This window comes from Nonomuraea sp. NPDC049725 (genome assembly GCF_040674795.1).
GTDB lineage: Bacteria > Actinomycetota > Actinomycetes > Streptosporangiales > Streptosporangiaceae > Nonomuraea > Nonomuraea ceibae.
This window is the reverse complement of the sequence record NZ_JBFANJ010000006.1, coordinates 142326-163712: the sequence shown is the minus strand read 5'-3', so window position 1 is coordinate 163712 and position 21387 is coordinate 142326. Positions and strand designations below refer to the sequence as shown.

The following is a 21387-nucleotide window of genomic DNA, read 5'->3' as shown; positions in this document are numbered from 1 at the left end:
GCATCGCCACGCTGTGGGAGAGCCGCACGCCGGAGCCGCCCGAGGCGCGCCTCGGTCACTTGGACGAGACGCCGACCCCCAGGTCGAACTCGCGGTAGACGCGCGCCCAGAAGCCGTCGCGCAGCCACACGCGCGCCTCCGGGTAGGGCCGCAGCGAGTGGCCGAGCTCCTTCTCCGCCTCGATGAGCAGCTCGGTGTCGATCACCGTCGGCAGGATGGGGCCGGGGAGCAGGTCGCGGATGTTGTCGCGGCCCCGGGTGAGGATCCACTTCTGCGCCACGTGCTCGCCCACGTCCTCCACGCGCGGGCGGCTGGGCCCGAGCTTGGCCACCTGGCCGGGTTTGACGTGCGGCTTGACCGGCGCGCGGCCGGCGAACACCTGGGCGGGCGAGGGCGCGGCCGCCGGCGGGGTGACCGCGACGGGCTGGGGAGCACGGCTGAAAAAGGGCCTCAGGAAATCAGCGCTGATCACTTCCACGGTGTCGGACTCCCAGACCAGGCGCTCGGCCTGGTTGGTCCCATAAGGCGGCTCGACCCCCCATAGGTGGATCCGCACCCCGTACGCCTGGGCGGCCTCCACCGCGGGCACCATGTCCTCGTCGCCGGCCAGCAGGATGGTGTCGGTCACCGCGTGGTGCCTGGCCAGCGCCTCCAGGTCGCTCCTGATCTGCGCGTCGACGCCTTTCTGCTGGCCACGGGCGTTCAGGTTGCCAAGCCGCACCTTGACCCAGGGGAGCTGGGCGATGACCCGCTGGTCGACCGTGGGAACCCGGTCGCGGGCCGCGTCATACCAATAGATCCGCAGAAGCTCCCCGGAAATACGTTCCTCTGCATGTTTCTGTAGACTCTGGATGAGCTCATCGGCCGCCACTCGATATTCCTTGCGCTCCTTGGCGCCGAGCAGCACTTCACCTGCGGCGGCGTAGAGATAACCGACATCCACAAGGACGGCGTACTTGGCTGCCACAGGATGCGGCATGAGGTCTGGGATGGCCATGATGTCCTCCAGGCCGCGGCGTTAGTTGATCGGCTGACTATATACGCCTACTTTCTCTAGATAGTCCCAACTCCCGGAGAACTTGACACCCGATTCCCGGGATCTATCTAGGGTTGGGCGCTCATCCGCCAAGCCGACTTCCCCGGTGCCGGGGGGTTACGCATGCTTCTCGCGGGGTTGCGCCAAGATTGTGCTGCGGGGGTCACGGAGGGTGCCGGCCGGGCGTGGCGAGTGGCGAGGACGGCCACGAGCGCGGCGATCTCCTCGGGCGTGGCGTCGCCGCGCACGACGCGCAGGTGGCCGCTCACAGCGGGATGTTCCCGTGCTTCTTGGGCGGCAGGCTGGCGCGCTTGTTGCGCAGCGCCCGCAGCGCCCTGACGATGTGCGCCCGCGTCTCCGACGGCCGGATGACGGCGTCCACGTAGCCGCGCTCGGCGGCGATGTACGGGTTGGCCAGCGTGTCCTCGTACTCGGTGACCCGCCGGGCCCGCTCGGCGTCGGCGTCGTCGGAGGCGGCCAGCTCGCGCCGGTAGAGGATGTTGACGGCGCCCTGCGCGCCCATGACCGCGATCTGTGCGGTTGGCCAGGCCAGATTGACGTCGGCGCCCAGGTGCTTGGACCCCATGACGTCGTACGCGCCGCCGTAGGCCTTGCGGGTGATGACGGTGACCAGGGGGACGGTGGCCTCGGCGTAGGCGAACAGGAGCTTGGCGCCGCGGCGGATGATTCCGTTCCATTCCTGATCGGTTCCGGGGAGGAAACCCGGTACATCAACAAAAGTCAGGATCGGAATATTGAAAGCATCACATGTTCGAATAAATCGTGCGGCCTTCTCGGATGCGTTGATATCCAGGCATCCGGCGAAATGCATGGGCTGGTTGGCCACCACGCCCACCGGCCGCCCGTCGACGCGCCCGTACCCGACCACCACGTTCGGCGCGAACAGCTCGTGGACCTCCAGGAACTCCCCGTCGTCCAGCACGTGCTCGACGACCCGGCGCATGTCGTACGGCTGGTTCGCCGAGTCGGGGATGATGACGTCCAGCTCCGGATCGGGGTCCAGGTCCTCGGCCGCCTCGAAGCCCGGCGCCTCGTCGAGGTTGTTGGAGGGCAGGTAGGACAGCAGCGCCTTGACGTAGTCCAGTGCGTCGTGCTCGTCCGCCGCCTGGTAGTGGGCCACGCCCGACTTGGTGTTGTGCGCGTGGGCGCCGCCGAGCTCCTCGAACGTGACCTCCTCCCCGGTGACCGTCTTGATGACGTCCGGCCCGGTGATGAACATGTGCGAGGTCTGGTCCACCATGACCACGAAGTCCGTCAGCGCGGGGGAGTAGACGTGGCCCCCGGCCGCGGCGCCCATGATGAGCGAGATCTGCGGGATCACCCCGGAGGCGTGCACGTTGCGCTTGAAGATCTCCGCGTAGAGGCCGAGCGCGACCACGCCCTCCTGGATGCGCGCGCCGCCGCCCTCGTTGATGCCGATGATCGGGCAGCCGATCTTGAGCGCCAGGTCGAGCACCTTGACGATCTTCTCGCCGTACACCTCGCCGAGCGAGCCGCCGAACACGGTCACGTCCTGCGAGAAGACGCACACCTGCCGCCCGTCGATCGTGCCGTGCCCGGTGATGACGCCGTCGCCGTAGGGCCGGCGCTTCTCCAGGCCGAACATCGTCGAGCGGTGCCTGGCGAACTCGTCGAACTCCACGAACGAGCCCTCGTCCAGCAGCGCCAGCACCCGTTCGCGGGCCGTCATCTTGCCCTTGGCGTGCTGCTTGTCGACCGCTGCCGCGGACCCGGCGTGCACGGCCTCGTCCAGCCGTCGCTCCAGGTCGGCGATCTTCCCAGCGGTGGTGTGAATATCCGGCATGTCTGGCAAGGGTTCGGCAGCTGTCATGCGCGCAAGATTAATCCCTGCTCATAGAGTGGATCCATGTCGGACGCGGTACGCACCACGGCCCTGTTCAAGCGCTACGGCCCTCAGGTGGCGGTGGCCGGGGTCGATCTGGTCGTCCCCGCCGGCAGTTTCGCCGGGCTCGTCGGGCCCAACGGCGCGGGCAAGACGACGACGCTCAGCATGATCACCGGGCTGCTCCGCCCCGACGGCGGCGAGGCGCACGTCGACGGCCACCACGTGTGGCGCGACCCGCTCCAGGTCAAGGCCCGCATCGGCGTGCTCCCCGAGGGGCTGCGGCTGTTCGAGCGGCTGTCCGGCCGCGAGCTGCTCCTCTACAACGGCCGCCTGCGCGGCATCCCCAAGGCCGAGGTCGAGCGCCGAGCCGACGAGCTCCTCCAGGTGATGGACCTGACCGCCGCCGCGGGCAAGCTCGTCGTCGGCTACTCCACCGGCATGCGCAAGAAGATCGGCCTGGCCGCCGCGCTGCTGCACAACCCGTCGGTGCTCTTCCTGGACGAGCCGTTCGAGGGCGTCGACCCGGTCAGCGCCAACACGCTCACCGAGGTGCTGCGCCGCTTCACCGCCTCCGGCTCCACCGTCATCTTCTCCAGCCACGTGATGGACCTGGTCGAGCGGCTGTGCGACTGGGTGTCGGTGATGAGCGGCGGCCACATCGTCGCCCAGGGCCCGATCGGCGACGTGCGCGCAGGGCGCAGCCTCAACCAGGCGTTCCTCGACCTGGTCGGCGGGCCGCAGGCGGCCGCGGGCGAGGGCCTGGGCTGGCTCGGCTCAGGAGAGCGCCGGTGAGCCTCACCCGCACCGTCGCGCTGTTCGCCGGGCTCAAGCTGCGCCTCATCACCGGCAACCTGCGCGGCGACACCGCCCGCCAGGTCGGCTTCGCGTTCACGCTCATCCTCGCCCTGGGCACCGCGGCGGGCGGCTTCGCCCTGGTCAGCCTGCTGCGGCTGGCCCCTCCCGACCTCGCGGTCGCGGTCGTCACGCTGCTCTTCACCGCGCTGCTCTTCGGCTGGATGGTCGTGCCGCTGCTGGCGTTCGGGCTGGACGACACGCTCGACCCGGCGCGGCTGTCGCTGTTCCCGCTGCGCACCCGCGAGCTGGCCGTGGGCATGTTCACCGCCTCGGCGACCGGCGTGTGGCCGGCCGCCACGCTGATCGTGACCGCCGGGGCGCTGGTGGGACTGGCCGGCGGCGTCGGCGGGGTGCTCGTCGGCCTGCTCGCGGTGCTCGCCCACTTCGCGCTCTGCCTGGTCGCCTCCCGGCTGGTCACCACCGCGCTGTCGGGCGCGCTGCGCTCCCGGCGCGGCCGTGACGCGCTCGCCGTCGCCGCCATCGCCGTCGTCCTGCTCTTCCAGCTTCCCAACCTGCTGATGAACCGCGGCTTCGGCGACCCGCAGGGGATGCTCCTCGACATGGCGGGCGCCCTGCGGTGGACCCCGTCGGGGCTGGCCGCCCACGCCATCGCCGGCGGCGGGCTCGCCGGGCTCGCCGAGGTGGCCGTCCTGGCCGCCCTGACCGTGGCCGCCGGCTGGCTGTGGATCAAGGCGCTGGGCCGCGCGCTCGTCACCGCCGACTCCTCGACCCAGGCCGCCTCGGTGCGCCGCGACAGCGGGCTCGCCGACCGGTTCCTGCCCGACGGGCCGCTCGCCGCCGTCGTGACCAAGGAGCTGAAGTACGTCCGCCGCGACCCGCGCTACCGCATTCTCTGGTTCGCCGCCGTCGCGGTCGTCCTGGTGATGGCGTTCTCCTTCACCGGCCAGGGCATGAGCGGCCCCACACTGCCCATCGTCATGACCGCCTTCTGCGGCATGATGATCGCCGTCCAGCTCGGCAACGCCTACGGGATCGACGGCCGCTCGCTGTGGATGAACACGGTGGCCTTCGGCGCGCAACGCCAGTTCGACCTCGACCTGGCGGGCCGCCACCTGGCCAACGCGCTGATCGCGGTCCCGGTGCTGGCACTCGTCGCCGTCGCCTCCGCGCTGTTCGCCGGGGAGCCGGGGACGATCGGCTGGGCGCTGGCGGCAGGCACCGGCGTGCTCGGCGTCGGGTTCGGCGTCGGCTCGGTGACCAGCGTGCTCATCCCCTACACGGTGCCCGAGCGGATGAACGCCTTCACCGGCGCCGCGCCCGGGCAGGGCGGCCAGGCGTTCGGCTGCGCCCTGCTCGCCTTCGCCGGCGTGGGCCTGCTGTCGGCGCCGTTCGCCGTCGCCGTGGCGTTCGCCGGCCCGTGGGTGCTCGCCTTCGCCCCGCCGTACGGGCTCGCGATCGAGACGCTCGGCCGCCGCCTCGGCGCCAAGATCGGGTTCGCCCGGATGCCCGAGCTGCTGGCCGCCGTGTCCCGTCCCACGTGAGCAGTGGTCTAGTCCATTAAGTGAGACCGGTCTGCGCGTGTTCAGAGCGACTCGATACCCTTCGAAGCATGATTGACCAGGGGCTTGAGCACCGCAGCGCCGCCGTGACCGAGATGCCGGACGAGCTGCGCCGCGATGTGCGGCTGCTCGGCAAGCTGCTCGGCCAGGTGATCGCCGAGCAGGGCGGCGAGGACCTGCTGGCCGACGTCGAACGCCTGCGCAAGGCCGTCATCGCCGCCCGCCGCGGCGAGGTGTCCGGCGACGAGATCGCCGCCTTGGCGGCCGGATGGGAGATCGACCGCGCGGTCCAGGTCGCCCGCGCCTTCACCTGCTACTTCCACCTGGCCAACCTGGCCGAGGAGCACTACCGCATCCGCATCCTGCGCCAGCGCGACACCGAGGACGCGGTGCAGCGCGAATCGCTGGCCCAGGCCGTGGCCGAGCTCGGCCGCGACCGGGTCGCCGAGCTGGTCGAGGGCCTGGAGCTGCATCCTGTCCTGACCGCCCACCCGACCGAGGCGCGCCGCCGAGCCGTCGTCACCGCCATCCAGCGCGTCAGCGGCCAGCTCACCGAGTACAACGCGCCCGGCCGCGGCGCCTCCGAGCGCGCGGAGCTGGAGCGCCGCCTGCTGGAGGAGATCGACCTGCTGTGGCGCACCGCCCAGCTCCGCAACACCAAGCTCGACCCGCTCGACGAGGTGCGCACCGCGATGGCCGCCTTCGACGAGACGCTGTTCCGCATGGTGCCGCAGGTCTACCGCTCGCTCGACGCCGCGCTGAGCGACGCCACCGGCACCGAGCCGCCGCTGGCGAGGCCGTTCATCCGCTACGGGAGCTGGATCGGCGGCGACCGCGACGGCAACCCGAACGTCACCTCCAAGGTCACCCGCGACACCATCCAGATCCAGTCGGAGCACGTGCTCAACGCGCTGGAGACGGCCTGCACCCGCATCGCGCGCACGCTGACCGCCTCCGCCCAGTTCGCCCCGGCCTCGGCCGGGTTGCGCGCCGGGCTGGCCGCCGCCGTCGACGCGCACCCCGAGCTCGTCTCCGAGCTGGCGACCCGGTCGCCGTCGGAGCCGCACCGGCAGTGGCTGCTGTTCGTCGCCGCGCGCATCGCCGCGACCCGCCGCCGTGACCTGGACCTGGCCTACCGCACCCCCGCCGAGCTGCTGGCCGACCTCCGGCTGGCCCAGGAGTCGCTGGCCGAGCACGCCGTAAGGCAGGCGTACGGGGAGTTGCAGCATCTGATCTGGCAGGTCGAGACGTTCGGCTTCCACCTGGCCGAGCTGGAGGTGCGCCAGCACTCCCAGGTGCACGCGGCCGCGCTGGAGGAGCTGCGGGCGGGCGGCGAGCTGTCGGAGCGCACCGAGGAGGTGCTGGCCACGATCCGGGTCATCGCCTGGATCCAGGAGCGGTTCGGCGTCACGGCGTGCTCGCGCTACGTCGTGTCGTTCACCCGCTCGGCCGACGACATCGCCGCCGTGCACGAGCTCGCCTCCTACGCGCTGGGCGGGCGGTCCGTGGTGCTGGACGTGGTGCCGCTGTTCGAGTCGGGCCAGGACCTGGCCAACTCGCCTGCCGTGCTGGCGGGCATGCTGGAGATCCCGCAGGTCCAGGAGCGGCTGGCGGCCACCGGGCGGCGCATGGAGATCATGCTCGGCTACTCCGACTCGGCCAAGGAGCTCGGCCCGGCCGCCGCGACCCTGCGTCTGTACGAGGCGCAGGAGCAGCTCACCGCGTGGGCTGCGGCCAACGACGTCAAGCTGCGCATGTTCCACGGCCGGGGCGGCGCGCTCGGCCGGGGCGGCGGCCCCGCCAACCGGGCGGTGCTGGCCCAGGCGCCGGGCTCGGTCGCGGGCCGGTTCAAGGTGACGGAGCAGGGCGAGGTCATCTTCGCCCGCTACGGCCACATCGCGATCGCCCGCCGCCACATGGAGCAGGTCGCCAACGCCGTCATCATGGCCTCCTCGCCGTCGGTCGGCTCGCGCACCGCCGCCGCGGCCGACCGGTTCCGGCCGCTCGCCGAGCGGGTCGCCACCGCCTCCGAGCAGGCCTACCGCGCGCTCACCGAGGCGCCCGGCTTCCCCGAGTGGTTCGCGCTGGTCAGCCCGCTGGAGGAGATCGGCTCGCTGCGGCTCGGCTCGCGTCCGGCCCGCCGGGGGCTGGGCGCTCCGCGCTCGCTCGACGACCTGCGGGCCATCCCGTGGGTGTTCGCCTGGGCGCAGACGCGGGTCAACCTGCCCGGCTGGTACGGGCTCGGCACCGGCCTGGCCGCGGCCGACTCCCTGTCCGACCTCCAGGCCGCCTACGCCGAATGGCCGCTGTTCAACGCGATGCTGGACAACGCCGAGATGTCGCTGGCCAAGACCGACAGGTCCATCGCCGCCCGCTACCTGGCCCTGGGCGGGCGCAAGGACTTCGCCGACCAGGTCCTGGAGGAGTACGACCGGACCAGGGAGCTGGTGCTGAAGGTCACCGGCCACACCCGGCTGCTGGAGAACCGCAAGGTGCTCTCCCGGGCCGTGCAGCTCCGCGACCCGTACGTGGACGCCCTGTCGCACCTGCAGTTGCGGGCGCTGACGGCGCTGCGCACCGGCAACCCGACCGACCGCGAGCGCGAGCGGCTGTCAACGCTGCTGCTGCTCTCGGTCAACGGCGTCGCCGCCGGGCTGCAGAACACGGGTTGACCCCAGCACGCCCAGCACGATGAGGAGCTGGCCCAGGATGTAGGTGGTCATCAGCACGGTGCTCCGGCCGGGAAAGCCCATCCCGGCCACGCCGAGCCCGACGAGGAAGTCGGAGAAGGCGAACAGCGCCCCGCCGAGCCCGGCGACGAGGCCGAGCCCGCCGGCGAAGGCCGCCATCGTCATCAGGGCCAGCCCGTAGCCGAGCACGGGCGCGGCCAGGGTGCCCAGCGGCTCCCACAGCACCATCGCGGCGGCCACCCACACCAGCAGGTAGGCCGCCGCTCCCCAGCGCGGGCGCGACCCCTCGCGGACGAACACCACGATGTAGCAGATCTGCATCACCAGGAACGCCGTCATCCCGGCGATGAAGGCGGCCTGCCCCTCGATGAGCAGGGCCACGTCGCCGGCCGCGGCGAACAGCAGCCCGACGCTCAGCAGCCGGAGGCGCGGCGCCCGCCGGATCACGTACGCGGCCAGCACCGGGCAGAGCAGCGGCTTGGTCGCCCACTCCAGCCATTCGATCCCCAGGGCCACGGAGAACACGTTGGCCACGGCCAGCACGCCGAAGATAATGAGCACGCCTCACCTTAGCGCCCGGCGCAACGCCTGGTCAGGCGGCGATCGGGGCGGGCGGCTCGAAGGCCACGGAGTCACGCACCGCGGCGTACAGGCGCCAGTTGAGCGATCCCCGGCGGGACACCACGGTCACCCCGACCCCCTGCGTGAGCAGCCAGACCGCCAGCTCGGTGAAGAACCCGTCGCCCGAGCCGATCACCACCCGGTCGAAGCGCTGCCCGAGACGGTCCACGTACGCGGTCTCGACGAGGGCCCGGTCGGCGCCGTCGGGGCCGGACCTGACGAGCAGTTGCACGCCGCGGAACGCGATCCCGGCCTGGACCAGCGCCTTGTGGTTGACCGCCACGATGAACTGGTCCATCGGCCCGATCGGCACGATCGACCGGTACAGCGCCATCACGGCGGCGACCTCGGCGGTGGTCGGCAGGCTCGTCGCGGTCAGGTTCTCTATGTCCAGCAGGTGCACCGCCCTGCCTCGACACCACGTGGTGGGCTTCACGGCATCTGGCCCTTCCGTTACGTATGTCCAGTGAAGCATGTGTTGATGGAATCGACCAGCATTGGTTCTGTCGTTGTGTGACATGGGTAGGTTTTTGCCACGTCGTCGTTGAGGAGAGCTTGTGGACAGGGACGTCCAGGTGACCGCGGCGGACATCGCCAGGCTGGGCGACGTCGGCCGCGCCGCCGTGAGCAACTGGCGCCGCCGCCACGACGACTTCCCGCAGCCCGTAGGCGGCACCACCGCCAGCCCCACCTTCTCCCTGAAGGAGATCAAGGACTGGCTGCGCGCCCACACCGAGGCCAGGCCGCTGCCCAGGCGCGAGTGGTTCTGGCAGGAGCTGCGCGCCGGCGTCGCCGAGGACGAGCTGCCCGCCCTGATCGCCGACCTCGGCTCGTTCCTGCTGCGCGCCCGCCGGGGCGAGGCCCGCCCCGAGAACGACGCCCAGCGCGGGCTGGCCGAGCTCGCCGCCGTGACCGGCCCCGAGGAGACCTTCCAGTTCCTGTACGAGCGCTACGCCGAGTCACAGCGCGCCAGCCTCACGCCCAAAGCGGTCGCCGATCTGATCGCGGCACTCCTGCCCGCCTCCGCCCGCCGCGTCCTCGACCCGGCCTGCGGCTGGGGCATGCTGCTGCGCGCCGTGCGCGAGCGGTCCGCCGGGCAGCTCCTCGGCCAGGATTTGAGCGAGGCCACGGCCCGCCTGACGGCGATCTCGCTGGCCTTCGGCCCCGGCGACGCCGACATCCGGGCGGGCGACTCGCTGCGGGCCGACGCGTTCCCCGGCGCCGCCGTCGACGCCGTCGTCTGCAACCCGCCCTTCAACGACCGCAACTGGGGCTACGAGGAGCTCACCGCCGACGCCCGCTGGGAGTACGGCCTGCCGCCGCGCACCGAGCCCGAGCTCGCCTGGGTCCAGCACGCGCTGGCCCACCTGGTGCCGGGCGGGTTCGCGGTGCTGCTCATGCCGCCCGCGGCGGCCGGTCGCCGGTCGGGCCGGCGCATCAGGGCGCAGCTCCTGCGCCGGGGCGCGCTCCGCGCGGTGATCGCCCTGCCCGTGGGCAGCGTGCCGAACATGTCCGTCGGCCTCACGCTCTGGGTGCTGTGCCGGCCAGGCGGATCGGCGCCGCCCGGGGCCGTCCTGATGGTCGACACCTCCGCCCGGCAGGGCGACTTCGCCGCGACGGCGCTGGCCGCCTGGGAACGCTTCCGCCACGGCGACGGCGGCGACGAGCCCGGCGTGAGCCGCGCCGTGCCCGTCATCGACCTGCTCAACGACGAGGTCGACCTGCTGCCCGGCCGCTACCTGCCCGCCACGCCGTCCGGCCTGTCGCCGGAGCGGATCGTGCGCAGCCGCGACCGCCTGCACGAGACGCTCGCCGACACGCTCGCGCTGCTTCCCGGCATCGAGCCGGCCCCCTCAGGCCGCGACCGCCCGCTCGTCCCGGTGGCCGAGCTCGAACGCCGCAACCTGCTCACCGTCCACCAGCAGGCCCCCGCCCGCCCCGGCGAGACCCCCGCCGTCCCCGCCGAGGCCCCCGTCCTCACGGCCGAGGACGTCGTACGCCGCCGCGCCGCCACCGGGCCGCCCGGCTCGGTGCGCAAGGAGCTCCGCACCCGCCCCGGCGACGTGCTCGTGCCGCAGGTCGTCAGGACGCCGGTGGCGGTCGTGGTCTCCGGCGGCGGCGACGTCATCGGCACCCAGCTCCACCTGCTGCGCCCCGACCCGGAGCGGCTGGACCCGCACTTCCTGGCCGGGTTCCTCACCGCCCAGGGCAACCTGCGCCACTACGCCTCGATGTCCTCGACCCACCGGGTGGACGTCCGGCGCGCCGAGATCCCGCTGCTCCCCATCGAGGAGCAGCGGGCGTACGGCAGGGCGTTCCGGCACCTGCAGACCCTGACCGCGTCGCTCAGGCAGCTCGCCGAGCACGGCGCCGACCTCGTGCAGGACACCCTCGACGGGCTGACCGGCGGCCTGGTGCTGCTGTCGGCCGACGACCCGGCCTGGCGCGAGCCGGACTGATCACCCGGGCTGATCGATCGGACTGATCACAAGGCTTCGAAGAAGGCCCGGATGTCGTCCGTCAGGGCCTCGGTCGCGGTGTGAGCCGTGTAGTGGCCGTGCGCGGGGGCGGGCAGCGTCTTCCAGGAGACGATGTTCGCGTGGTCGCGCTCAGCGAAGCGCCGGATCGACTTGAAGTCGCCCTCGGCCATGGCCAGGCCGAGCGGCACGGTGGTGGGCTCCGTGACGGGCTCCATGCGGGCGTTCTCCCAGTACAGGCGCAGGGCGGAGGCCGCGGTGCCGGTGAACCAGTGGATGGCGGCGTTCGTCAGCACGAAGTCGTCGTCCAGGTCCTCGTCGAAGAGCTGGGCGAGCCAGCCGACCAGGCCGGCGGGGGAGTCGGTGACGGCGTGGGCCAGCGTCTGCGGCTGCTGCGACTGCAGGACGTTGAAGGCGCCCTTCTCCTTCCAGAACCAGTCGAGGACGGCCAGCCCGGCCTGGTCCTCCTCCGACAGGTCGGCGAACTCGGCGGGGTCGCCGGACGGGAAGGAGAAGACCTGCGTGACGTGCACGCCGACGACGTGCTCCGGGTCGACCCGGCCGACCTCGGGGGAGATCATCGAGCCGGCGTCGTTGCCGACCGCGCCGTAGCGGGTGTAGCCGAGGCGGGCCATCAGCTCGGCCCAGGCGGCGGCGATGCGCCGGTTGTTCCAGCCGAGCTCCTTGGTCGGGCCGGAGAAGCCGTAGCCGGGCAGCGACGGGATGACCAGGTGGAAGTGGCGTGACAGCGGCTCGACGGCGTCGAGGTACTCGGCGATCGAGCCCGGCCAGCCGTGGGTGAGGATCAGCGGCAGCGCGTCGGGGTTGCCGGAGCGCACGTGCAGGAAGTGGATGTCCTGGCCGTCGATCTCGGTGACGTACTGGGGGAGGGCGTTGAGCCTGGCCTCGACGGCGCGCCAGTCGAAGCCGTCGCGCCAGCGGGTGACCAGGCGCCGGACGCGCTCGACGGCGACGCCCTGCTCGGCGCCGGGGATCTCGTCGGCGAAGCGGGTCAGCCGCAGCCGGGCGGCCAGGTCGTCGAGGTCGGCCTGGGGGATCTCGATGCGGTAGGGGTGGATCACGGCGACCTCCAGAGCTGGAACGGTTCGTTCTGTTCCAACTATAGCAGAACGGAACAGTTCATTCCACTCTGTTGGCGTCCGCATAGACGTTGCACCGCTCGCCGCGCAGGAACCCGACCAGCGTCATGCCGAACTCCCTGGCCAGGTCCACCGCCAGCGACGAGGGCGCCGACACCGCGCACACCGCCGGCAGGCCCGCGGCCAGGGCCTTCTGCATGATCTCGTAGCTGGCCCGGCCGCTCACCATGAGGACGTGGCCGGACAGCGGCAGCCGCCCGTTCATCGCCGCCCAGCCCACCAGCTTGTCCACCGCGTTGTGCCGGCCCACGTCCTCGCGCACCACGACCGTCTCGCCCTCGGCGGTGAACAGCCCGGCCGCGTGCAGGCCGCCCGTCTTGCCGAACACCCCCTGCCCGGCCCGCAACGCGCCCGGCAGCCCGTACAGGACCTCGGGAGTGAGCCGCAGGTCGCCGGGCGGGAGCGGGCGGCAACGGCCGCGCAGCGCGTCGAGGCTCGCCGAGCCGCACACGCCGCACGCGCTGGAGGTGAGGAAGTGGCGCTCCAGCGCGGGCAGCTCGGGCATCGGCCCGCGCAGCCGCACGGTGACCGTGTTGTAGCGGGCCTCGGGCGGCAGGTCCTCGTCGGTGCAGTAGGCGATCGAGGCGATGCCGTCGTCGTGCGCCAGCCCCTCGCCGTGCAGGAACCCGGCGGCCAGCTCGAAGTCGTGGCCCGGCGTGCGCATGGTGATGGCGATCGTCCGGCGCGTGCCGCCCGCGGCCGTCAGGCGGATCTCCAGCGGCTCCTCGGTCGCCAGGTCGTCGCGCCGCTCCACCGCCGAGCCGCCCGTCAGCTCGCGCACGCGCACCCGCCTGCTCGGGCCCGGCCGGGTCACAGCGGACGCACCGTGACGAGCGCGTTGTAGTCGGGGATGCGGGCCTGCGGGGAGCGCCGCGCCTCGTCCAGCAGCACGTTGCCCTCCGGCCAGTGGACCTGGAGGTTGCCCGGCATCAGCGGCGCCCGCAGCACCTTGCCCCGGTAGGCGCGCTCGCCCGAGCGCAGCTCGACGGGCGCGCCGTCGGGCAGGCCGAGCCGGTCGGCGTCGTACTCGCTCATCAGCACAGCTTCGCGCATCGCGCCGTTGAAGCCGTCGAGGCGCTCGTGGACCATGCTGTTGAACTGCTTGCCGCGCCGCGTCGCCACCATGAACGCGCCGTCGGGGCGCTCCAGTGCGGGCGGCTCGACGGGGGAGAAGCGGGCCAGGCCGTCGGGCGTGGGGAAGCGGCCGCCGGGGCACAGGTGGGCGCCGCCGTACTGGACGCTGTCGCCGAAGCGCTTGAGGCCGGCGATGCCCTCGTAGAACGGGACGGCCCGCTCGATCTCGGCGCGGATCTGCGGGGTGCCGGTGAAGCGCACGTTCGCCGCGATGCCGGGCCGGGTGCGGGCGGCCAGCTCGGTGAAGATCTTCCACTCCGGCCACGCCTCGCCGATCCGCGGCCCCTCCACCTCCGGCGAGAAGATGATCCGCCGCTCGGTCGAGGTCTCGGTCACGCCGCCCGTCATCTCGTAGCGGGTCTGCGCGGGCAGCAGCAGCACGTCGCCCTCGGCGGGCACCAGCATCTGCGACGACAGCACGATGTCGACGTGCACCCGCAGCTTGAGCCGCGCCAGGGCCTCCCGGCAGTAGGCGGGGTCGGGCAGCACCTCCAGGAAGTTGCCGCCGGAGGAGACGAGCGCGTCCAGCTCGCCCGCGTGGGCCGCGTCGATCATGTCGGTCGCGGTCAGCCCCGGCGTGGCGGGCACCTCGAACCCCCACATGCCGGTGAACTTCGCGGCGTTGGCCTCGGTGATCGGCAGCCCGCCCGGCAGCCCGGTCGCGTACGCCCCCATCTCGGCCCCGCCCTGCACCCCGCTGTGGCCCCGGATCGGCATCAGCCCGCACCCCTCACGCCCGACGAACCCGCGCGCCAGCGCCAGGTTGACGATCGCGCGCACGTTGTCCTCGCCGTAGGAGTGCTGCGTGATGCCCATCGACCACACCAGCACCGCCGACCTGGCCTCGGCCAGCAGCTCGGCCATGCGCCGCATGTCGGCGCGGGTCGAGCCGGACAGCGCCTCCAGCGTCTCCCACGACTGCCCGGCCACCGCCTCGCGCACGGCCTCGAACCCGGTGGTGTGCCGCGCCACGAACTCCTCGTCCACCGCGCCGGCCTCGATCAGATGCTTGAGCACCCCGTTGAGGAACCCGATGTCGCCGCCCACGTTCACGCCGAAGAAGTCATCGGTGATCTTCGTCCCGAACACCGCCGACTCGGCGTTGGACGGCACCCAGTAGCGTTCCATCCCCGGCTCGCGGTAGGCGTTGACCATCGCGATCCGGGTGCCGGCCTTCTTGGCGTGGTAGAGGTACTTCATCGCCACCGGCTGGTTGTTCGACGGGTTGGAGCCGATGAAGACGATCAGGTCGGAGCCGATCCAGTCCGTGTAGGAGCAGGTCGTGGCCGCCGCCCCGATCGCCTCCTTGAGCGCCACGGTCGAGGGCGAGTGGCAGATGCGGGCGGCGTTGTCGATGTTGTTGGTGCCGAGCGCCCGCACCGCCTTCTGGGCCGCGTAGTAGTTCTCGTTCGGCATGCCGCGGCTGGTCAGGTAGGCGCCGAAGCGGGCGTCGCGCAGCCCGCCGGCGGCCACGCGCAGCGCCTCGTCCCAGGAGACGCGGGTGAAGCCGGGCTCGCCGGCGCGCCGCAGCATCGGGTAGGGGAGCCGGCCCAGCTCGCGCAGCTCGGCGCTCTTCCTGCCGCTGAGCCCCGAGACGTCGCGCAGGAGCGACACGTCCAGCGCGGGCATCGTGTTGAGCGGCAGCAGCCGCAGCCTGATGTTGCACAGGTGGATCTCCGGCATGGTCCAGTCGCGCATGCCCTTGGTGCCCAGGGCGCAGCCGTCGCAGGTGCCCTGGTTGAGGATCCGCCACGCGTAGCGCCGGTTGCCCTTGACCGCCCGGAACGCCTTGACCAGCTCAAGGTAGTTGTTCGGCTTGCGCAGCCCCAGCCCGAACGGCCGCCACGAGGCCCAGTTGCGCGGATCCAGTCTCCTCATGTCCCCATCTTCTCCCCGGCACGGCCATGCCCCCGACCACGGCAAGATGGACGGGTGTCTCGTTACTCCGACCTCGACCGGCCGCCGCTCTCCGAGCAGGCGCTCAACCGCGCCCTGCTGCGGCCCGGCTCCCTGTGGACCGGCGTCACCGTCGTCGACAGCACCGGCTCCACCAACGCCGACCTGGCCAGGGCCGCCCGGGATGGCGCCGAGGAGGGGCGGGTGCTGGTCGCCGAGGAGCAGACCGCCGGGCGGGGCAGGCTCGGCCGCGCCTGGGGCGCCCCGGCCCGCGCGGGCCTGACCTTCTCCATCCTGCTCAGGCCCACCGTGCCGGTCGCCGCCTTCGGCTGGCTGCCGCTGCTGTTCGGGGTGGCCGCCGCGTCGGCGGTGCGCCGCCTGGCCGAGGTCGACGTACGCCTGAAGTGGCCCAACGACCTGCTCATCGGCGAGCGCAAGCTGGCCGGGGTGCTCGCCGAGCGGTCCGGTGACGCCGTCGTCATCGGCATGGGCCTGAACGTCCTGCTCACGCGGGACGAGCTGCCCGTGGAGACGGGCACGTCGCTGGCCGTCGAGGAGGCCGCCTGCCTCGACCGCGACCCGCTGCTGCGGGCGACGCTCCGGGAGATCGACGTCCACTACCGCGAGTGGACCGAGGCGGGCGGCGACGCCGACGCGTGCGGGCTGCGCGCCGCCTACCAGGCGTCCTGCGCGACGATCGGCCGCCGCGTGCGCGTCGAGCTGCCCGGCGGCGGCGCGCTCACCGGCCTGGCCACCGGCGTCGACACCGCCGGGCAGCTCCAGGTCGACACCGGCGCCGAGACCGCCGCGCTGAGCGCCGGCGACGTCGTGCACGTTCGGCCCGCGGCATAGCCGCCGGGGGCGGGGTGGTGGCAGCATGTCCGCATGACCATCCCCGACCATCACCTGACACAGGGTGAGCGGCGCGTGCGGTCCTTCCACCCTCACTGGAAGCGGCTGATCGTGCCTTTCGTCGCGCTCGTGCTCATCGCCGCGGCCACGGGCGCGGCGCTGTACTTCATCCCGGGCACCTGGGAGTACGCCTTCCACGCCCGCGTCGCGGTCGGCGTCATCGCCCTCCTCCTGCTGGTGATCTGGTCGTTCGTGCCCTACCTGCAGTGGAAGAACACCGGTTACGTGCTCACCACGCACCGCTTCTCGATCAGCACCGGCGTGCTGAACAAGTCGACGGACGAGATCCCCATGGCCAAGGTCAACACGGTCAGCTCCGACCAGACGTTCGCCGAGCGGCTGCTCGGCTGCGGCACGCTGGTCGTCGAGTCGGCCGGTGACCGGGGCCAGATCGTGCTGCGCGACATCCCGCGCATCCAGGACGTCCGCATGGATCTGTTCCGCCTGGTGGAGGACGCCTCCGACGGCGAGGTCGACGAGCGTTAGCCTCCTGGGCGCGCATCCCTTGCGGAGATCATCCTCCTGACACAAGATGGCTGCCATGCCGTACGAAGTGCAGGGCGTCATCGCCACAGGCAAGGGCCGGGAAGTGGCCATCGAAACGGTGCTGGTGCCGGACCCGGGGCCCGGCGAGGCGGTGGTGAACGTGCAGGCGTGCGGCGTCTGCCACACCGACCTCCACTATCGGGAGGGCGGCATCAGCGACGACTTCCCGTTCCTGCTGGGCCACGAGGCGGCGGGCGTGGTCGAGGCCGTCGGCGAGGGCGTCACCGGGCTGGAGCCGGGCGACTTCGTGATCCTCAACTGGCGTGCCGTGTGCGGCCAGTGCCGGGCGTGCCTGCGCGGCAGGCCGTGGTACTGCTTCAACACGCACAACGCCGCGCAGAAGATGACGCTCACCGACGGCACCGAGCTGTCTCCCGCGCTGGGCATCGGCGCGTTCCTGGAGAAGACGCTGGTGGCCGCCGGGCAGTGCACCAAGGTCTCCGCCGAGGCGCCCGCGTCGGTGGCCGGGCTGCTGGGCTGCGGCGTGATGGCCGGCATCGGCGCGGCCATCAACACCGGCGGCGTGACCCGCGGCGACAGCGTGGCCGTGATCGGCTGCGGCGGGGTCGGCGACGCGGCCGTGCTCGGCGCCTCGCTGGCCGGCGCCGCCAAGATCATCGCGGTGGACGTGGACGACCGCAAGCTGGAGTGGGCGCGCGGCTTCGGCGCCACCGACACGGTCAACTCGCGCGAGAGCGACCCGGTCGAGGCGATCCGCGACCTGACCGGCGGGTTCGGCGCCGACGTGGTGATCGAGGCGGTCGGCCGCCCCGAGACCTACAAGCAGGCGTTCTACGCCCGCGACCTGGCCGGCACCGTGGTGCTCGTCGGCGTGCCGACGCCGGAGATGACGCTGGAGCTGCCGCTGCTCGACGTGTTCGGCCGGGGCGGGGCGCTGAAGTCCTCCTGGTACGGCGACTGCCTGCCGAGCCGCGACTTCCCGATGCTCATCGACCTGTTCCTGCAGCACCGGCTGCCGCTCGACCGGTTCGTCACCGAGACCATCGGCCTCGACCAGGTCGAGGAGGCGTTCGCCAAGATGCACCGCGGCGACGTGCTGCGCTCGGTGGTGATCCTCTAGATGCTCGACAGGGTCATCACCTCAGGCACGTTCTCGCTCGACGGCGGCACCTGGGACGTCGACAACAACGTCTGGCTGGTCGGCGACGCCCGCGAGGTCGTCGTCATCGACGCCGCCCACGACGCCAGGGCCATCGCCGACCGGGTCGGCGACCGCACGGTCCGGGCCATCGTCTGCACCCACGCGCACAACGACCACGTCAACGCCGCCAAGGAGCTGAGCGACCTCACGGGCGCGCCGATCCGGCTGCACCCGGCCGACCAGGTCCTGTGGTCGCAGGTCTACGGGGACGAGGTCACGTACACGCCGCTGGGCGACGGCGAGAAGATCGAGGCCGGCGGGATCGCGCTGCAGGTCGTCCACACGCCGGGGCACGCGCCCGGCGCGGTCTGCCTGTACGCGCCCGAGCTGTGCGTGCTGTTCAGCGGCGACACGCTGTTCAAGGGCGGGCCGGGGGCGACCGGGCGTTCGCACTCGTCGTTCGGCACGATCATCGAGTCGATCCGCGACCGCCTGCTGACGCTGCCGCCCGAGACCGTCGTCCACACCGGGCACGGCGACTCCACCTCGATCGGCGCCGAGGCCCCTCACCTGCAGGAATGGATCACGCGGGGCCACTGAGGTGTGGCTTACCTAACATAGGCAAGCCTTACCGCGGTGGGCTATCTTAGGTGTGCCTTACCTATCCCACCCCTGAGAGGCTCCCCGCGGATGTACGTGTGTGTTTGTCGTGCTGTGACCGAAAACGAGGTCCACGACTGCATCGCCGCGGGTGCGCGGAGTGCGAAACAGGTTCGCGACACCACGGGCGCCGGGGGCGACTGTGCCTCTTGCGTACGGAAGATCTGTGCGATCCTGAAGCGGTCTGAGGAACTGACCACCGCATAGCACAAGGGGCCCGTTCATGCAGGGCGACAAGCAGATCATCGAGCTGCTCAACGAGCAGCTCACGGCGGAGCTCACGGCGATCAACCAGTATTTCCTGCACGCCAAGATGCAGGAGAACTGGGGATACACCAAGCTCGCCGAGCACACCCGCGAAGAGTCGATCGACGAGATGCGCCACGCCGAGCGCCTCACCGACCGCATCCTCTTCCTCGAAGGACTGCCCAACTACCAGCGGCTCGGCACGCTGCACATCGGGCAGACGGTCCGCGAGCAGTTGCAGGCGGACCTGGAGGTCGAGCTGTCGGTGGTGCAGCGGCTGCGGCCGGCCATCCAGCTCATGCGCGAGAAGGGCGACATCACCTCGGCGCGGATCTTCGAGGACATCCTCGCCGACGAGGAGCAGCACATCGACTACCTCGAAACCGAGCTCGGCCTGATGCAGACCCTGGGCGACCAGCTCTACCTGGCCCGCTACGCCGAGCCGCCGTCCGTCGACGACTGAGCCCGCCGCGTCCGATCGCCCGCCGCGCCGACGGCGGGCGCGCGCGTTTCTGGCGCCAACTTTCGCCGCGGGGAACCACGGGGGCGTAACCCTTTTACCCACGGCAATCGCGGTAATTTAATCATGACTAACCGATATTTAGCCGCGTTTGCCCAGGTCAATGGATAGGTCAACGACGAGTCAAACCGCGCGCTGTGCCCGGGAAACGATCGCTTAAGGTCCTACGATCGCTCCATGACCTGCGTACTTCTCGCCGAGGATGACACCTCGATTTCCGAGCCGCTCGCGCGCGCCCTGCGCCGCGAGGGCTATCAGGTTGAGGTGAGCCCCGACGGCCCGCAGGCCCTGGAGAGGGCTCTGTCGGGGGGCATCGACCTCATCGTTCTCGACCTTGGCCTGCCCGAGATGGACGGCCTGGAGGTGGCCCGGCGGATCCGTGCCGAAGGGCACGGCACCCCGGTGCTGATCCTCACCGCCCGCGTCGACGAGGTCGACACCGTCGTCGGCCTCGACGCCGGCGCCGACGACTACGTCACCAAGCCGTTCCGGCTCGCCGAGCTGCTCGCCCGGGTGCGGGCGCTGCTGCGCCGCGGCACCTCCGAGACCCCGGTCGTGCAGGGCGTCCGCATCGACGCCGACTCCCGCCGCGCCTGGATGGGCGAGAAGGAGCTGCACCTGACCACGAAGGAGTTCGACCTGCTCAGGGTTCTGGTCCGCGACGCCGGAAAGGTGGTGACGCGCGAGCAGATCATGCGCGAGGTATGGGATACCAACTGGTGGGGCTCCACCAAGACACTCGACATGCACATCTCGTGGCTGCGCCGCAAGCTCGGCGACGACGCGGCCAAGCCCCGCTACATCACCACCGTCCGGGGAGTCGGCTTCCGCTTCGAACGCGAGTAGGCATGCGCCGACGCCTGCTCACCTCAACCCTGGTGGTGGCGGTCATCGCCGTCCTGCTGCTAGGGGTTCCCCTCGGCATCGTGGTCAGCCGGCTGATCGTCGACGAGGCGGCCCAGCAGCTCAGGTCGGAGGCGACCCGTCTGGTCGGGGAGGTCGAATACGCCCGTATCCAAGAGACCCCGCTCGACCCCAAGCAGCTGGAGCAGAAATACCCCGACCGCTACATCCAGATATTCGAGCGCGGAAACCCGCCCAAGGCCACGATCGTCGGCTCGCAGCCGTCGTCCGGGGAGCAGATGACCGAGGACGCGGAGTCCGACAGCGGCATCTTCGTCCGGGTGAGCCGCGACCGGGCCCAGGTCGAGCAGGACGTCTACGCCCGCCTGCTGCTGATCGTGGCGCTGGCCGTCGCGGCTCTCGCCGTGGCCGTGGGCCTGGCCATCGTGCAGTCACGCCGCCTCACGCTGCCGCTGCAGGACCTGGCCAAGATCGCCGAACGGCTCGGCTCGGGTGACGCCCGGCCGAGCAAGCACCGCTACGGCATCCCCGAGCTCGACCAGGTGGCCCAGGTGCTCGACCGCAGTGCCACGCGCATCTCCGACCTGCTCACCCGCGAACGCGAGTTCGCCACCGACGCCTCCCACCAGCTCCGCACCCCGCTCACCGGGCTCACCATGCGCCTGGAGGAGATCGTCGCCGCCTCCGACCAGCCCGTGGTGGTGCGCGAGGAGGGCGAGGCCGCCATCGTGCAGGCCGAGCGCCTCACGGCGGTCATCGACGAGCTGCTGGCAGCCGCGCGCCGCCAGCGGCACGCCCAGGCCGAGCCGATCTCCATCGACGAGGTGCTCATCCAGCAGGTGACCGAGTGGCAGCCGGTCTTCCGCGGCGTGGGCCGCACGCTCGTGCTCGCCGGCTCGCGCGACCTCAAGGCGCTGGCCACGACCGGCGGCTTCGGCCAGGTCATCGCGACCCTGCTGGAGAACTCCCTGCGCCACGGCGGCGGCACCGTCACCGTCACCACGACCAGTGGTGACAGCTCCGTGGTGGTCGAGGTGGCCGACGAGGGCCCGGGCATCTCCGACGAGATCGCACCCAAGATCTTCGAGCGCAACGTGAGCGGCGGCGGGGGCACCGGCCTCGGCCTGACGCTCGCCCGCGCGCTGGCCGCCGCCGACGGCGGCCGGCTGGAGCTGGTGCGGCGTCGCCCGGCGGCCTTCGCCGTCTTCCTGCGGCTGGCCGAGGACAACGGCCGCAACCGCGTCGTCAGCGGTCCCGCCTGAGTCAGCGGTCCCGCCCTGA

General features: G+C 71.7%; 20 protein-coding genes. 12 read left to right on the top strand and 8 right to left on the bottom strand.

The genetic code is table 11. The annotated features are described in order from the left end of the window. Window positions 1-55: 55 nt before the first annotated feature. The 3 genes from AB0J53_RS17750 to AB0J53_RS17740 all read right to left on the bottom strand — a co-directional run bounded on the left by AB0J53_RS17750 (window position 56) and on the right by AB0J53_RS17740 (window position 2888). Window positions 56-997 (bottom strand): NYN domain-containing protein, encoded by a 942-nt coding sequence (locus AB0J53_RS17750; RefSeq protein ID WP_049568418.1) that lies wholly within the window; start codon window positions 995-997, stop codon window positions 56-58. Between the two features lie 107 nt (window positions 998-1104). Further along, window positions 1105-1284, bottom strand: a complete 180-nt coding sequence (locus tag AB0J53_RS17745; protein WP_308125595.1) for an acyl-CoA carboxylase subunit epsilon — start codon at window positions 1282-1284, stop codon at window positions 1105-1107. Window positions 1285-1301: 17 nt separating this feature from the next. Further along, window positions 1302-2888, bottom strand: coding sequence for an acyl-CoA carboxylase subunit beta (locus AB0J53_RS17740; protein ID WP_219499797.1), 1587 nt, complete (start codon window positions 2886-2888; stop codon window positions 1302-1304). Between the two features lie 36 nt (window positions 2889-2924). Here AB0J53_RS17740 and AB0J53_RS17735 point away from each other — a divergent pair, with 36 nt between their 5' ends. From AB0J53_RS17735 to AB0J53_RS17725, 3 genes are all read left to right on the top strand, one after another. Then, window positions 2925-3695 (top strand): ABC transporter ATP-binding protein, encoded by a 771-nt coding sequence (locus AB0J53_RS17735; protein ID WP_364173201.1) that lies wholly within the window; start codon window positions 2925-2927, stop codon window positions 3693-3695. Continuing rightward, window positions 3692-5260 (top strand): hypothetical protein, encoded by a 1569-nt coding sequence (locus tag AB0J53_RS17730; RefSeq protein ID WP_364173198.1) that lies wholly within the window; start codon window positions 3692-3694, stop codon window positions 5258-5260. Before AB0J53_RS17735 ends, AB0J53_RS17730 begins: the two co-directional genes overlap by 4 nt. Before the next feature lie 68 nt (window positions 5261-5328). Next, a complete protein-coding gene (locus AB0J53_RS17725; RefSeq protein WP_219499791.1) occupies window positions 5329-7950 on the top strand; it encodes a phosphoenolpyruvate carboxylase in 2622 nt (873 codons plus the stop codon). Here the strand turns inward: AB0J53_RS17725 and AB0J53_RS17720 are convergent. Both AB0J53_RS17720 and AB0J53_RS17715 read right to left on the bottom strand, forming a co-directional pair. Continuing rightward, window positions 7891-8529 carry a lysoplasmalogenase gene (locus AB0J53_RS17720; protein WP_364173194.1) on the bottom strand — a complete coding sequence of 213 codons (639 nt, stop codon included), beginning with the start codon at window positions 8527-8529 and terminating at the stop codon, window positions 7891-7893. The genes AB0J53_RS17725 and AB0J53_RS17720 overlap by 60 nt on opposite strands. Before the next feature lie 31 nt (window positions 8530-8560). Continuing rightward, the gene (locus AB0J53_RS17715) at window positions 8561-9025 is read right to left on the bottom strand and encodes a hypothetical protein (protein ID WP_364173191.1); all 465 of its coding nucleotides are present in this window, start codon (window positions 9023-9025) and stop codon (window positions 8561-8563) included. 121 nt (window positions 9026-9146) lie between these two features. Here AB0J53_RS17715 and AB0J53_RS17710 point away from each other — a divergent pair, with 121 nt between their 5' ends. Beyond that, window positions 9147-11048 carry an N-6 DNA methylase gene (locus AB0J53_RS17710; RefSeq protein WP_364173188.1) on the top strand — a complete coding sequence of 634 codons (1902 nt, stop codon included), beginning with the start codon at window positions 9147-9149 and terminating at the stop codon, window positions 11046-11048. A gap of 26 nt (window positions 11049-11074) precedes the next feature. Here the strand turns inward: AB0J53_RS17710 and AB0J53_RS17705 are convergent, their stop codons facing one another. Genes AB0J53_RS17705 through AB0J53_RS17695 form a run of 3 tightly spaced genes read right to left on the bottom strand, consistent with a single transcriptional unit; the run spans window position 11075 to window position 15238 of the window. Next, entirely contained in the window at window positions 11075-12148 is a 1074-nt protein-coding gene (locus AB0J53_RS17705; RefSeq protein WP_364173185.1) for an epoxide hydrolase family protein, read from the bottom strand. 58 nt (window positions 12149-12206) lie between these two features. After that, on the bottom strand, window positions 12207-13040 hold the full coding sequence (gene fdhD / locus AB0J53_RS17700; RefSeq protein WP_364173182.1) for a formate dehydrogenase accessory sulfurtransferase FdhD: 834 nt from the start codon (window positions 13038-13040) through the stop codon (window positions 12207-12209). Further along, window positions 13037-15238 carry an FdhF/YdeP family oxidoreductase gene (locus AB0J53_RS17695; protein ID WP_364173179.1) on the bottom strand — a complete coding sequence of 734 codons (2202 nt, stop codon included), beginning with the start codon at window positions 15236-15238 and terminating at the stop codon, window positions 13037-13039. The genes fdhD and AB0J53_RS17695 overlap by 4 nt, the downstream gene beginning before the upstream one ends. A gap of 54 nt (window positions 15239-15292) precedes the next feature. On the opposite strand from AB0J53_RS17695, the gene AB0J53_RS17690 reads away from it, so the two are divergent. The 8 genes from AB0J53_RS17690 (at window position 15293) to AB0J53_RS17655 (ending at window position 21368) form a co-directional block, all read left to right on the top strand. Then, entirely contained in the window at window positions 15293-16108 is an 816-nt protein-coding gene (locus AB0J53_RS17690; RefSeq protein ID WP_219499780.1) for a biotin--[acetyl-CoA-carboxylase] ligase, read from the top strand. A gap of 33 nt (window positions 16109-16141) precedes the next feature. Further along, window positions 16142-16654: a PH domain-containing protein gene (locus AB0J53_RS17685; RefSeq protein ID WP_219499775.1), complete on the top strand. Its 513-nt coding sequence runs from the start codon at window positions 16142-16144 to the stop codon at window positions 16652-16654. Window positions 16655-16709: 55 nt separating this feature from the next. Further along, window positions 16710-17795, top strand: a complete 1086-nt coding sequence (locus AB0J53_RS17680) for an S-(hydroxymethyl)mycothiol dehydrogenase (protein WP_219499773.1) — start codon at window positions 16710-16712, stop codon at window positions 17793-17795. After that, entirely contained in the window at window positions 17796-18416 is a 621-nt protein-coding gene (locus tag AB0J53_RS17675) for an MBL fold metallo-hydrolase (protein WP_364173174.1), read from the top strand. A gap of 90 nt (window positions 18417-18506) precedes the next feature. After that, on the top strand, window positions 18507-18683 hold the full coding sequence (locus AB0J53_RS17670; RefSeq protein ID WP_082310492.1) for a bacterioferritin-associated ferredoxin: 177 nt from the start codon (window positions 18507-18509) through the stop codon (window positions 18681-18683). A 16-nt stretch (window positions 18684-18699) separates the two neighbouring features. Then, window positions 18700-19185 (top strand): bacterioferritin, encoded by a 486-nt coding sequence (bfr, locus tag AB0J53_RS17665; protein WP_219499769.1) that lies wholly within the window; start codon window positions 18700-18702, stop codon window positions 19183-19185. Window positions 19186-19419: 234 nt separating this feature from the next. After that, the gene (locus AB0J53_RS17660) at window positions 19420-20088 is read left to right on the top strand and encodes a response regulator transcription factor (protein ID WP_043620820.1); all 669 of its coding nucleotides are present in this window, start codon (window positions 19420-19422) and stop codon (window positions 20086-20088) included. A 2-nt stretch (window positions 20089-20090) separates the two neighbouring features. Next, window positions 20091-21368, top strand: coding sequence for an ATP-binding protein (locus tag AB0J53_RS17655; RefSeq protein ID WP_364173169.1), 1278 nt, complete (start codon window positions 20091-20093; stop codon window positions 21366-21368). Window positions 21369-21387: the final 19 nt, after the last annotated feature.